Below are 14,048 nucleotides of genomic sequence, written 5' to 3' on the forward strand. Positions count from 1 at the left end.
CTTACTCCTTACTACATATTATTCCTGTAATAAGTATAGCGGACAAAAATAAGACTGCAAGCAAATTATCGTTTTAATGTTGAGCTTTTTCGGCAAACAAATAATGCCATCTCTGTGTAAAATGATTCTACCTTTTTATTTTCAATGTGGATTTTGAAAAACTCCTGCATTTCCTTTGACGTTTTCATCATACAATCCGTTAGCTTTGAACGCGTTTGTAGTGGTACATCCATCATATCGCACCACCAATCAAAATTAAATTGTTTCTCAAATGTAAGACAAGATTGCATTTGCAAACCGTTCTTTTCTAATAATGAAATCCATTCTGTTTTCTTAAGTGCTCGGTGATGACTCGGATCTCGTTTCTTTTCAATAAAATTATAAAACGTATCATATTCTGTATCTTCTGGTGAAACATTATCAATTAATACAAACAGGCCCTTTTCTTCTAATGTCCGGTGCACCTCATGAATAAACTGAGGTGCGTTTGGAAAATGATGTGCAGCGATGCGACAAACAACTGTATCAAATGATGCATCTGGAAACGGTAAAGCTTCCGCATTCCCTGCCACAAATGAAACATTCTCATGTCCATTTGAAATGATGAATTCTTTTGCTTTTTCTAACATATTCTCAGTTAAATCAAGGGCAACAACACTTTTAAATAACGAAGCTAACGTATTTGCAACATGACCTCCGCCCGTCGCAATATCTAGAAGTCGATCATTTTTATTATTTTTAACTTGTTGGACTAAGTGCTGCAAATCCTGACCTTTTGCATGAATTTGACTCTTTACATATTTTTCGGCATTGTTACCGAATTGCTTCGTTACAAGTTCTTCATTACTCATTCCACATCATCTTCTTTCTACATATATTCATACATTGTCTTTTCAGCAAAAAGTAGAAAATTCCTGCTTTGTAAATGAGCATGATTTTAAGCGAACATTCTATTAGTGGTACACTTCTTTTGAAATATTCATCAGCTGTTGCTGTACTGAATTTGAAAAAGCATGCGAAAGATGTTTTCCGAGCAACGCTTGCTCTATTGGTGTAATACCGATTTCTATCAAAAATTTTTGAAACACTTTATATTGTCTTGTTTCGACTCGAGACAAATTTTTTCGACATTTTAATTTGTATTCCTTTTGGATTCTATCCCATAAATCATGTGCATATTGCTGTTCTAAGCGAAACGCTTTCGCCTCAGCACTTTGTTTTCTTTCTTCTCCCTCAATAAATGCCCGAACTTCTCCATTATATTTATAAATAATATAGGACATCGAATATGTAAATAGCTGATTTATTATTCTATCTTCTAAAACGCAGAGATACTCCTCTATTTCTCCACAATCATAAACCATCACCGTTTCATAATCTGCCGATTCAATTTCAGTTTCATTTGCCCCAACTTCTATCAACATCTCTTTACATAATAATGAGTGTTGCTTAACAAAAGAATTAAGATAATTAGAATAAATGATATGCAAACACTTTTCACGTATACTTTCTTCTATTTTAATATGAAAAAGACCTATTCCTGAACAAGAACTCCCTCTCGTTTCTCCACTATATTCATTTAAAAAATCTTCTATCGTATTATACATGTGTTCTTCATGGGATTGGTTCGTATTTATTAATCTCCCACTATATTTCCAAGATGAATCATCACTATGATTTACAACATATCTAGGCGTTTTTATGAAATAGTATACAATCCAAAAACAAACTTTCCCTAATATTTCCTCTTCATGCCTTTGTAAAAACTGACCCAACATTTTCTTAAAAAATTGCTGTATCATGATCATTCCTCCTCTAGGTAAGTATAACTTCATTCCACTATATTTTCTAAAATGGATGTTTAAATTTCGCGCCTTATAAAACACAGATTTATCCAAATCAAAAAGATTGAGTTTCTACATTCAAACACGTAATATAGACTCTGACTCTAAAAAATAGCAGCATTAAAAAAATATTTATAAATCCATTTTGATTTTTCGACATATAGCCACGGCTATGGATAACAAAAGGTGACCTGCACTCGTTTTCTCTCTTTGTTTTCACTTCGCATGGGGCAGGAAAAGGATCTGACCGCTTCTACGCACGAACAGATGCTCTCTTCCACCTAAAAGAAGAGTTTTATGTCGGTTTTTTAATTTGTATTTATATACATATAGGAGGATTTGTTATACGATTTTTCCTAATTTAGCAGACTGAGAGGTTTTATTATGTGGCGTAATAAAAATGTTTGGATTATCCTAAGTGGTGAATTTATTGCTGGCTTAGGTTTATGGCTTGGTATACTAGGTAACCTTGAATTTATGCAGCAGCATATTCCTTCTGACTTTATGAAATCTGTCATTATGTTTATTGGCTTATTGGCTGGAGTTCTTGTTGGTCCAATGGCGGGCCGGGTAATTGATCAATATGAAAAAAAGAAAATACTTCTCTACGCTGGGTTCGGCCGTGTCGTAAGTGTTATTTTTATGTTCCTGGCTATTCAATATGAAAGTATCTCTTTTATGATTGCCTTTATGATCGCCATTCAAATTTCGGCGGCTTTTTATTTTCCAGCATTACAATCTGTCATTCCCCTTATCGTCCGAGAGCATGAACTATTACAAATGAATGGTGTCCATATGAACATCGGAACAATCGCTCGTATTGCTGGTACTTCATTAGGTGGTGTCCTTCTTGTAGTAATGAGTTTACAGTATATGTACGCTTTCTCAATGGCTGCATACGCACTATTATTTTTATCTACTTTTTTACTAAAATTTGAAGACCAAAAACCAAACACATCTAACAAGCAAACATCTAAAGACAACAGTTTTATGGAAGTATTCCGTATTTTAAAAGGGATTCCTATCGCATTTCGTGCACTTATTTTAAGTATCATTCCCCTTTTATTCATTGGCGGTTTTAATCTAATGGTTATTAATATTAGCGAAATGCAGCATGATCCAACGATTAAAGGATTTATTTATACAATTGAAGGTATAGCCTTTATGCTTGGGGCTTTCGTAATTAAACGTTTATCAGATTATGTTTCACCTGAAAAATTGCTGTATATCTTCGCATTCTGTACTGCTTTTGCTCATCTTTCGTTATTTTTCAGTGATGTAAAGTGGATGGCACTCGTATCTTTCGGTATGTTTGGGTTTAGTGTCGGTTGTTTCTTCCCTGTTATGGCGACAATATTCCAAACAAAAATCAAAAAAAGCTATCATGGACGTCTTTTCTCATTCCGCAATATGTTTGAACGAGTGATGTTCCAAATCGTATTACTTGGAACTGGTTTTTTCTTAGATACAATTGGATTACAATATATGGTACTAATTTTCGGTGTCATTTCATTGTTCATTATATTCCTATCCCTAACAGGGCAAAAGCAAGTAGATAAGCAGTCTTCACAATCTGCAAACATGTAACAGCCATCTCTTTAATAGAGATGGCTGTTTTCAAATGATTACTAAGTTCTTTCCTAATAAACAGCCTCACTTTATCTTATTAATTCACCCTTATCACCTGTTTTAACATTTGCAGCATTGGCCTCATCCGTGTCAATATGCATATCTAGTGCGTATGAGTCTCTCACTCTTATTAATACTTGCTGAAAAATAAGTGCTCTTTCTCCTTCAACTTTCACATTTACATATTGACCATCTTGTACGCCAAACTGTTCAGCATCTTTCGTTGTCATATGTATATGCCGTTCCGCAATGATAGCACCTTTTTCAATTTCAATTGCTCCTTTTGGACCGATGACCGTTATCCCAGGAGTCCCATTAATATTGCCAGACGAACGGATTGGAGCATCAATGCCAAGATGACGTGCATCTGTTTTAGAAATCTCAACTTGCGTAAACTTACGTACCGGTCCGAGAATACGCACTTTTTGAATTTCTGATTTTTCGGTCTTGATTGTAACTGTTTCTGATGCTGCAAATTCTCCCGGTTGTGAAAGTTCTTTCGCAACCGTTAGCTCGTATCCATCTCCAAAAAGTGTTTCTAAATCTTCTTTTGTCACATGGATGTGCCGATTCGATACGCCAATCGGAACCTGTTTCATCTTAAGCACTCCTTTACCACTTCATAAAATTCATACTTTTTTAGCATTCCCTCTCTTTAATCATTTACACAATAATGTTTACACTTATATATGACAATTGAAAAAGACAATATACAAAGTAATTGATTGAAAACATAGTTTTATATTCTCGGTAAAAAGTGGTAAGATATAAATATGTGTTTTCAGAATAATAAAAGAATAAAAACACTACAAAAAATGAAAACACAGTTGTTTAGGAGGGGTTTTTTATGAATTACACGTTAGCAGCACGAATGAAAGCATTTCAATCTTCTATATTTAGTGAATTAGCAGCCTATAAAAAAGAAAAAATTGCAGCAGGTCACGAAATGATTGATTTAAGTATCGGTAATCCTGACATGCCTCCTGCTGATTTTGTAAGAGAAGCCTTAGTACATACAGCAAGTGGAAAAGAAAACTATGGATATACGTTAACAGGGATTCAAGATTTTCACGAAGCAGTAACTGAATATTATAACAACAATCACGATGTTATATTAGATGCGAACCGTGAAGTTTTATTATTAATGGGGTCTCAGGATGGACTCGTTCATTTACCAATGGTATTCGCAGATCCAGGAGATCTCATATTAGTCCCTGATCCTGGGTATACAGCGTATGAAACTGGGATTCAAATGGCAGGTGCTGAATCTTATTTCATGCCTTTAAAAAAAGAAAATGACTTTCTACCTGATTTACAGGCGATTCCTCAAGAAATCGCTGATCAAGCAAAAATGATGATATTAAACTTCCCTGGAAATCCAGTTCCAGCGATGGCACATGAAGATTTCTTCAAAGAGGTCATCTCTTTTGCGAAACAACATAACATCATCGTTGTTCACGATTTCGCATATGCAGAATTTTATTATGATGGTAAAAAACCAATTAGCTTCTTGTCTGTTCCAGGCGCAAAAGAAGTTGGTGTTGAGATTAATTCTTTATCCAAAAGCTATAGCTTAGCCGGGAGCCGCATTGGTTATATGATTGGAAATGAAGAAATTGTAGGAGCATTAACACAATTTAAATCAAACACAGATTATGGCGTGTTCTTACCCATTCAAAAAGCAGCAGCCGTTGCCCTACGTCACGGTGCTGAATCTTGCGAGAAAAATCGTACTATCTATCAAGAACGAAGAGACACTTTAGTTGATGGCTTCGCTTCTTTCGGTTGGTATGTTGAAAAGCCAGCTGGTAGTATGTTCATTTGGGCTGAAATTCCAAAGGGATGGACTTCATTAGACTTCGCTTATGCGTTAATGGACCATGCGAATGTTGTTGTGACACCTGGTCATGCCTTTGGACCACATGGTGAAGGATTTGTTCGTATTGCACTTGTCCAAGATAAAAAAGTGCTACAACAAGTTGTTGAAAACATCAAAAATAGCGGTATATTCTCTCAGGAAGAAGCAGTTGCTTCAGTCAGAAATTAATTACACCTCCTCTGCTTATGTTTTAGCAGGGGATTATTTTATATAAATACAAATTAAAAAACCGACATAAGCCCCTTATTTTTAGGTGGGAGAGAGCATCCGGTCATGCATAGAAGCGGTCAGATCCTTTTCCTGCCCAGACATAGTGAAAACAAAGAGAGAAAACGAGTGCAGGTCACCTTTTGTTATCCATAGCCACGGCTATATGTCGAAAAATCAATCCTCTCTATTATATATTGGAGTAGTTTCATAATTGCCGTATTCGTAACTGGTTTGGTTTATTTTTTATCTGATTACACATTATTCAATCGTTTACAATGGTGGCAGCCTTTTCTCATTGGTCTTGCAGTTTTCTCAGCAGGTGCTCTTACTGAAAAAATGAATTCTCCTATGTGGCTAATTATTGTGATCCCTTTTCCAATTGGAATCACTTTGTTGCTTTCTTTTCTTGAGTGGGATGGTATACTTTGGCTATCTACATACGGATTAACACTCATCTATTATATTATTTTTCATATTTTCTTAAGTTACTCGTTCAAATTTGATTCACTTATTCCTGCTTGGAAATTACATGCTTAATTTTAATTAGGAGGTTCACATGAACACAACAAATATTAAAGATACACTTCCCCATCGATATCCTTTTTTAATGATTGATGGAATCACAGATATTGAAGATGGAAAATCAGTAAAAGGTTATAAACACATCACAACTAATGAATGGTTCATCAATGAATTTCAAAAAACAATGCCTCACATATTAATCGTTGAAGCACTTGCACAGCTTGGAGCCTTTGTTGGTAGCAATGAATCAACTAGTTTAGGCTTTCTATCTTCCATAGATGGTGTAGAATTTGTAGGAGATGCTAATCCTGGCGATCGATTAGATTTATATTATGAAATTGTGCGGAACAAACGTGGTTTTATCCTTGGCAAAGGTCATGCTTCTGTGAATGGACAAACAATCGTCAAAATAGAAAAACTTTTAGTTTATATGGCTGAAGGTTCAAGCTAATGTAGGATACTTGTATATGAAAAAACGGTATCTTATTATATTGGCAATCCCTTTATCTATATGGTTATATATGGAGCTACACCGTACACCTGAATTAGCAATTCGTACTTCTATCTTTTTTTCTGGTCATCCTATTGTAGCCTTTCAAGGAAAAGTCGAGAAAATGTATGATGTAAATGGTGAATTGCTTCAATCTCGTACAGGTGATATTTATTATTCTATTCCTATTTTCGAAGCGCACGGTACTGGAATTGTAGTTGCCTCTGCTTCTGTAAAAAAAGATAGAAACCTGTATAAAGTAAAATATGGAAACCCATAATTAGATACACAAAATAAAACCTCCTTCTATATAAAAAGAAGGAGGTTTTTCAATTAAGTAATTGTATTACTTTTCCAGAACATACGTGTCCCCGGAAACATCCATGAGAAATGGACTTACCTCTCCAACAGAGTACATATACAATTCATGCATCGCACGTGTACAAGCTGTATAAAACAGTTTCCGTTCACTTTCTCTACCATATTGTTTCTTTGAAGCATTATAGATGATAACCGCGTCAAACTCTACCCCTTTCGCTAAATAGGAAGGGATAATCAGAATACCTGTATCAAACGAACTAGTTTCTTTTTTTATAAGACGTACCTGTAAAGTTTGTTGTAAAATATGAAAGGCTCTTTCGCTTTCTTCTGCTGTTTTACAAATCACCGCAATTGTTTGATGACCTTCCTCTTTTAATTGTTGAATCTGGTCTACAATCTTGTTATGGAGTTCCACTTCCCCTTGTACTTCCGTTATAGTTGGCTGTTTTCCCTCTCGCTCAAAAGGCTCAATCTCACCACCATCTGTGATTAGTTGCTTCGTAAATTCAATAATTTGTTTTGTAGAACGATAACTCCGTGTAAGAATAATCCTTTCACTTTGTTCTTCTCCGTGTAGCGTACATAATTGTGAAAATTCATTTTCCGCCGCATGCGCATATATCGTTTGGTTAAAATCACCTAGTATCGTCATTTTGCTATGTGGAAATAAGCGCTTAAAAAATGCATATTGAAATGCAGAATAATCCTGTGCTTCGTCAATAAATATATGTTGAACAGATGTATTCCTTTGCAATTCTTCCAATTGATCTTTCATATATAAATAAGGCGTTGCATCTTCATAAGGCATTTGAAAATGTTGAATTTTTTCTACTGTTTCTTTACATACCTCTGACCAGCCCCGTAGTAATTTGCTATTTTCTATAAACCGCTCAGCGAACTGTGGGTCTTTAAATAACTGTAAATAAAGTGCTGGTGTATTCATAAATTGCAGCCTCTTCACATATTTTCGAAGTGGTTTAAAACGTTCTTTTACAACAATCGCTGCTAGCATGTTTTGTTCTTGCTCAAAATCATCAAATGTACCGTCAGAATATCGTCCCTTTTGCTGTAATTTTTGATAAACCTTTGCATATGTTTCTTTATCAAGAAGCTGTATTTCTTCTTCTACCCACAGTTCTTTACGTTCTAATTTCTCTTGTTTTCTTAATTCTTTTAATAGCCATTCAGAAATTAACTTCATTCGATTGGGAATACGTATCGCAGCATCAAAATCATAAAATTGTTCTTTGATTTGCTCCTGGGAAATTACCACTTTCCCCCGAAATTTTATATCTTTAAACAGCATGCCCTCCTGTTTTAAGTAAGCCACATAATGATCTACCACTTGAATAAAAGCCGCACTTGCTTTGTAGCGAATACCTTTTAAACGTGTGTTATATCCTTGTTCTTCCATTCTTGTCAGTATATACTCCATTTGCGTAAACGGATCTTCTAATTCGAATTTCCTATCAATATGACTCTCCAAATATTCTTGGAATGTTGTTTGTTTCATATTATCTTCTCCAAGTTCTGGTAATACAGTGGAAACATAACTATTAAACATGGCGTTAGGTGAAAAAAGAACGATTTGATCGGCATGTAGTGTATCTCGGTAACGATATAACAAATAAGCGACACGCTGCAATGCAGCAGAAGTTTTCCCACTCCCGGCTGCCCCTTGCACAACAAGTAAACGACTCTTTTCGTTACGAATAATTTGATTTTGTTCTTTTTGAATGGTAGAAACAATGCTTTTCATTTGCGTATTCGCATTGTTTCCTAACACCTCTTGTAACAGGGTATCCCCAATTGTAACGCCTGTATCAAACATACTTTTAATCTCACCATTTCGAATAACATACTGTCTTTTTAATGTCATTTCTCCTGAAATCGTCTCATTTGGTGCCTTATAATTCGCTCGCCCTACTGAATAATCATAGTACAAGCTAGATATAGGAGCTCGCCAGTCATAAACAAGAAATTGTTCTGTACTTTCATCATAAAAAGAGTGAATACCAAGATAAATGGAATCCTCACTTTTTTCACCGTCTTCTAAAAAATTAATTCTTCCGAAATATGGTGATTGCTTTAGTCTTTTTAATCTTGTAACTTGATTGTGAGCATGACGATGATTTCGTTCTCGTTCTGATAATAATTCCGCCTGTTGCTTTATGCTTGCTGCAGTTTCAGTAGCCTCTTCAGCATTATCAAAATTTACTGTCACATCATCCCAAAAGTGTTTTCGAATCTGGACAACATCCGCTTTTCCTGCACTTATATTTTGTTCAAGTGTATCAATATGCCGTTCAATTTTCCCGACAACTTCTTCTACTCGGTGTTGTTCCTTTTGCCATTCTTGCCCTGTCTTCTCCATATCGCCACTCCTTATCACCGTAAATTCATCCTGATCCTCAATATTTTGAGGCAATAGCTTAGAAAAACAACTTCACTGAAAGAAGTTTTTCATTATATGACCAAAAGTTTGACAAACATAATAATCATTTGTTATAATAAATATAGGTAATTATTGAATAAAAACCAAAATTTAACTAATGGTCATTTTTTCATTGTATCACATATACATTTTCCAAATCAACAAAAAGGAGATACCATTTGGTATCTCCTTTTATGCTTCCAATTCAACTTCAAATTCTATAATTGATTCACCGTTTTCTCCAATTCGTTCGACACTAATCTTTTCAACTTTATAAGAAAATTTAGTGGTTAAACTAGGAATTTTCACAGTCGCTATTTTATCAGCATTTCTTCCCACTGTGACATGTGGAATATACGGAATATTTTCTCGCAAATAATCAGCTAAAAAACCACGGTATAACCTATCATGAAGTTCTTCAATTTTTTCTTTTCCTTTTTCAACAAGTAAATATAGGCACTCTTCTTCGTTTGTAACATTTTCAGCAATCGTAATTGATATTGGTTTGAGTCCATCTACACTTTCAATTATATGTTGTTTTAGTTCACCATTAGAAAATGTTCCCTCAAAAGGAAATACAAGTGTGATATGCGGAGAAATTAAGCCAAATAATGGATCGTGTCGTTTTCTTATTTCCTCTATTTCATTTACTTGGTCCCCAGCCAAAAAAATCAAAATCGTTCTCAACGCCCTCATTCCTCTCTACCCTACCTATTCACTTATAATAAAAAACACCAAATCCATTTCCTTTAACACCGTAATTCATTTAAACCACTTGAAATACTTTTCTAAATTTCATATAACGAGTAATTATATTCGGCATAAGGATATATGCCGTTAAACAATTTTAAACGTTGATATAACAATAAACATTCACCTTTTTATATTTTGTTGGTACAGATAAAAACTGATATAAAAAGAAATACATGTGGGCAAATTGTGGGGGACACAATGTCGTGTCATAGTCATTCTCCTTTTTTCCTCTTTGATAGCTTGTAAATCCGCTTTCCATTGTTTTAACAAATCCTTCTCATTATGCATTGATTCCCCTTAGATGAAATTAAATACTAAAGAAATAAATTCTATATTTTTATATAATAACCAACTTTTTCTATTCACTCAAATGTCCATTTTGTTCAATAAAAAAAGAACACTGTAAAGTGCCCTAAGTTTCTGAGTATAAAATATGTGACAATGCCTTGCCCATTCGAATGGCGCAACATAGAAGAGCTTTATAGCGGAATATATAGAGCTCTTGGAAAAGGAATAAGTTGGTTGGCATTGACTCGATATTCCAATATTGTATGTTTAGAAATTCCTTATGTGCAATGAGAAAGAGCACCTTATCCAATAGGTACTCTTTCGTGAAGGAGAGTGTGCGAAACAGGCGACTACTGCTTGTCCACTCCAATCCCTCCTTATACCGCTAATTCATCAACATATCGTAAGTAATCAACTGGCGCCCTTTCCGTCTGATCTACCAGGTATCCGTAAATATCAAAGTCTGCTCTTGGTATCGACTTCTTCCCTTTCAGCTGCAGTGACATTCTTATATAAGACTGAATAACCGATAACGGAACTAAGAACACTGTCTGGTCTTTGCTAAACTCAATAAGGAAGAAACACACAGCTCCCATCTTGTCCGCTTTCTCCAGGTAATCCAGTTGATGCTGTGCGATGTTACTTAAATCAAATCGTGTATCACTCTGTGTTGACTTCGCTTCAAACGCTACTGCTTTACCTCTATACACACCATCGTAATCTACTGTGCTTTTAGACTCATAAAAACCATTTAGAACTCTACTGCCCGCGCTCTTTAACACCTTCACAGGAGTCGGATGCTTGTTTATAAGCGCCACTCCCTAACGTTGGTACATTTCATTCGATAGATTGATAAGTCTTTCGAAATGCATTCCTCGATTACCTAAGCCCATTGTTATTCCTCACTCTCTTTTAAAAGGATTATTTTGTTAAGTTTTTTATACTTCAGGATTTTCATAGGTGTTACTTATTACACAAATCTTGTAATAAAAACCATCACGCTTCATCATCAATTTATTGTAAACATATAAGTCTTTCAACTTCATGCCCTCTAAGATTTTCATTACATTAATCAATAAAAACAACTATGATACAAGCACAGTCACACATAGAAGAAGCGAATATAGTAATAACATAACCAAACTGTTCAAATTCTAAATTTATTATAAAAAGGAGAATGTAAAATATGAGCGAACAATGTCCGATTAATGTACCGTGTCAGGTTACTGGACAAACTCAAACGCCATTAGCTGATGTAGCTGCAACACCAATCGTTACACCAGCTGCACTGATTAAAATACCAGTTGTTTTAGCTGAGAGAACGATTCAAATTGTTGTAGAATCGAATATTTCATTGGAGCCTGCAGCAGTTGAGATTAAACGTGTGTTAAAAAATGTATTTTTAACACAATGTAAGTTAGTTCCTGTAGCTTTCACTCCAGTAGCAGGTACGAATTTCCGACGCGTAACAAGAGCGAAGTTATTTGTAGAAGGATTTATTCGTAAAAATATTGAATATGCTGCGGATGAGTGTAATGGAGCATTGCAGGATAGAATTGCTAATGTTCCGTTTAATGGATTTGCAGATTTGACAGCAGGCGATTTTCTAACAGAACCACTATTTGCAGCTTCTTCAGACACTACTTCTCACTTTATTAATCCTAAAAATGGTGACTTACCTCGATTAGATAAGTACTTCTTTGAAAATACGGTATTTTATAATGAACAACCGTATTGTGAACTAATTAGTGCTAATTTCTTTGAACTTGATTTTTCACCATGCCCTACAGCTTTAAATGAGCCGTTCGATACACTTCGTGAAAAAATCGTACTAGACCTTACTTTGAAAGTTTTGCAAATACAACAAGTGGAAGTTGGTTCTGGTACAACCAATAATTGTTAGAAACGTAGATTCTGGCGCAAAAAGAGTCCGAGTCAATTAGAATTCAATTTTTAAATAATCCCTAACTCGGAAAAAGAACCGCACATCCTGCTTGAATTTGTTTTTCTTGATTTTTCATCCGGACACATAACGCTTTGTAGTTTTTCAGCTCTTTCACCACAAGTCTACGCATCTCTTTTTCATCGATGTCTTCAAAGAATGACAATTGGCACATACGATACGATTCCCTCCTGCATAAAATTCCAAATCCTGTCCATACTATAGATAGGCTGTGATAGCTTGAGTTTACGAGTTACCTCCAATTTTCTTTCTCCCTTTCCCTGGGGCCGAGCAGTTAGCTTTTGCTAGCTGCTCTTTTATTTAAAACAAAGTGAAATAGTTATATCATTTACCGCTAGCTGCTTCTTATATCGTTTTGTTAGATTTTCTATTTGAACTGCAATTGTCATTCTTTCCCCTCCTTTGTAATCATTTGAATCATATCCATAAGCTCTTCCTTAGAAATTTCCTCAGAATAGAGAAGCATCAAACCTTTTCTAAAGGCTAGATGCTTCTCTATTAGTAGACTTAATCCCTACCGTTATGAAGAAACTTCAGAAATACACTACATATGTTCGGTGAATCCTTCATCTTTTACCTCCATATAAGAGGTATAGAATTGTAAAAAGGTATTTTAAAATTATACAAAAAAAGAGGATTTAACACTTTGTCAAAATAATGATGTTTGCGTCTCCATCCATTTCTCTAATAATTGCTGCTCTTTATCACTCGCTAAACCCGCTTTTCTCTCTTCTGTTTTACTACGTAACTGTTCCCATTTCCAAATATCCGTAATTGTTTCTTCAATAGATCGAAATGATAGCCCTGTTTGCAATGCTTTGTCAATGCTAATTGCACCACTACCACGCCACGGCTCTTTCTCTCCTTGAAGCGGTATTTCTTCCGGTAACCAAAGTGGCATTTCTGTCCACGGTGCTACATGGTTTTCTAATAAAAATTGCTCGCTCGCCCAAGTAAACTCAGCATCACTATTTGTTACCTGTTTACAACATTGTAATAATTGCTCCATCGTTAAGGGAGCATCGGGTCCTGTTGCATTGTATATGCCAGTCACGTTCCTCTCAATCATATATAAAATCCACATAGCTAAATCTTTAACATCAATTAGCTGGACATGACTCTTTGGATTTCCTGGTGCCAATACAGTTCCGCCCTCCGAGATTCGTTTCACCCAGTAAGGTAGCCGATCTGCATAATCATTTGCTCCTACAATCAAGCCCGCTCTTACTGCAAACACTTGATTCGGCATATTTTTCTCCGCCTCTATTTCACACATTCTCTTTAATGGTCCGTAATATTCATTGTAGATTGGTCCTGCAGTATCCCGAGTAATATCATTAACTTTTTCTTTTGATAAAGTGGGCGTATCGTATTCTTCCGTAATCCCCTTTGGAATCCAATCTCGGTAAACAGAAATACTAGATACATATGTATAATGTGAAATATGATGCGCTAAAACAGATGTTGCTTTTCCAACAGTACGTGGTACAAAACCACATGTATCAATTGCAGCATCCCATTTTCGTCCTTTTAATACTTCTAAATCTCCATCTCTATCGCCAATTAATACTTCTACATTTGTATTTTGAAAAATGTCATTTTGGTTTCCACGATTAAAAACCGTTAGTTCATGCCCACTCTTCAATCCTTCTTCAACAATCGCTCTTCCTAAAAATCTAGATCCACCGAGTATTAAAAGTTTCATCTTCATCCCT

12 protein-coding genes and 1 pseudogene are annotated in these 14,048 nt (G+C 35.3%); 5 read left to right on the plus strand and 8 right to left on the minus strand.

Annotation, left to right across the window (positions count from 1 at the left end):
- Window positions 1-65 precede the first annotated feature (65 nt).
- Both QUF99_RS16940 and QUF99_RS16945 read right to left on the minus strand, forming a co-directional pair.
- On the minus strand, window positions 66-851 hold the full coding sequence (locus QUF99_RS16940) for a class I SAM-dependent methyltransferase (RefSeq protein WP_289371465.1): 786 nt from the start codon (window positions 849-851) through the stop codon (window positions 66-68).
- A 102-nt stretch (window positions 852-953) separates the two neighbouring features.
- Window positions 954-1,802 carry a hypothetical protein gene (locus QUF99_RS16945; protein ID WP_289371466.1) on the minus strand — a complete coding sequence of 283 codons (849 nt, stop codon included), beginning with the start codon at window positions 1,800-1,802 and terminating at the stop codon, window positions 954-956.
- Window positions 1,803-2,228: 426 nt separating this feature from the next.
- Here QUF99_RS16945 and QUF99_RS16950 point away from each other — a divergent pair, with 426 nt between their 5' ends.
- Window positions 2,229-3,431: an MFS transporter gene (locus tag QUF99_RS16950; RefSeq protein WP_289371467.1), complete on the plus strand. Its 1,203-nt coding sequence runs from the start codon at window positions 2,229-2,231 to the stop codon at window positions 3,429-3,431.
- A 71-nt stretch (window positions 3,432-3,502) separates the two neighbouring features.
- Here QUF99_RS16950 and pduL read toward each other — a convergent pair whose 3' ends face one another.
- Window positions 3,503-4,072 (minus strand): phosphate propanoyltransferase, encoded by a 570-nt coding sequence (gene pduL, locus QUF99_RS16955; RefSeq protein WP_289371468.1) that lies wholly within the window; start codon window positions 4,070-4,072, stop codon window positions 3,503-3,505.
- Between the two features lie 248 nt (window positions 4,073-4,320).
- Here pduL and QUF99_RS16960 point away from each other — a divergent pair, with 248 nt between their 5' ends.
- The 3 genes from QUF99_RS16960 (at window position 4,321) to QUF99_RS16970 (ending at window position 6,854) form a co-directional block, all read left to right on the plus strand.
- Window positions 4,321-5,520, plus strand: a complete 1,200-nt coding sequence (locus QUF99_RS16960) for an LL-diaminopimelate aminotransferase (RefSeq protein WP_289371469.1) — start codon at window positions 4,321-4,323, stop codon at window positions 5,518-5,520.
- Window positions 5,521-6,118: 598 nt separating this feature from the next.
- Window positions 6,119-6,535, plus strand: a complete 417-nt coding sequence (locus QUF99_RS16965; protein WP_289371470.1) for a 3-hydroxyacyl-ACP dehydratase FabZ family protein — start codon at window positions 6,119-6,121, stop codon at window positions 6,533-6,535.
- Window positions 6,536-6,551: 16 nt separating this feature from the next.
- Window positions 6,552-6,854, plus strand: coding sequence for a hypothetical protein (locus QUF99_RS16970; RefSeq protein ID WP_289371471.1), 303 nt, complete (start codon window positions 6,552-6,554; stop codon window positions 6,852-6,854).
- 66 nt (window positions 6,855-6,920) lie between these two features.
- On the opposite strand, the gene helD is transcribed toward QUF99_RS16970, so the two are convergent.
- The 3 genes and pseudogenes from helD to QUF99_RS16985 form a co-directional block, all read right to left on the minus strand.
- Complete coding sequence (helD, locus tag QUF99_RS16975; RefSeq protein WP_289371472.1) at window positions 6,921-9,269, minus strand: RNA polymerase recycling motor HelD; 2,349 nt, start codon at window positions 9,267-9,269, stop codon at window positions 6,921-6,923.
- Between the two features lie 252 nt (window positions 9,270-9,521).
- Entirely contained in the window at window positions 9,522-10,016 is a 495-nt protein-coding gene (locus QUF99_RS16980; RefSeq protein WP_289374686.1) for a 2'-5' RNA ligase family protein, read from the minus strand.
- A 743-nt stretch (window positions 10,017-10,759) separates the two neighbouring features.
- Window positions 10,760-11,263 (minus strand): annotated as a pseudogene (locus QUF99_RS16985) (Holliday junction resolvase RecU); the annotation flags it as partial.
- A gap of 293 nt (window positions 11,264-11,556) precedes the next feature.
- On the opposite strand from QUF99_RS16985, the gene QUF99_RS16990 reads away from it, so the two are divergent.
- Complete coding sequence (locus QUF99_RS16990; protein ID WP_289371473.1) at window positions 11,557-12,273, plus strand: CsxC family protein; 717 nt, start codon at window positions 11,557-11,559, stop codon at window positions 12,271-12,273.
- 61 nt (window positions 12,274-12,334) lie between these two features.
- Here the strand turns inward: QUF99_RS16990 and QUF99_RS16995 are convergent, their stop codons facing one another.
- Together QUF99_RS16995 and QUF99_RS17000 are read right to left on the minus strand one after the other, a co-directional pair.
- Entirely contained in the window at window positions 12,335-12,487 is a 153-nt protein-coding gene (locus tag QUF99_RS16995; protein ID WP_289371474.1) for a hypothetical protein, read from the minus strand.
- A 495-nt stretch (window positions 12,488-12,982) separates the two neighbouring features.
- Window positions 12,983-14,038 (minus strand): NAD-dependent epimerase/dehydratase family protein, encoded by a 1,056-nt coding sequence (locus QUF99_RS17000; RefSeq protein WP_289371475.1) that lies wholly within the window; start codon window positions 14,036-14,038, stop codon window positions 12,983-12,985.
- Window positions 14,039-14,048: the final 10 nt, after the last annotated feature.

The organism is Bacillus sp. DX4.1 (assembly GCF_030348195.1).
Lineage (GTDB): Bacteria > Bacillota > Bacilli > Bacillales > Bacillaceae_G > Bacillus_A.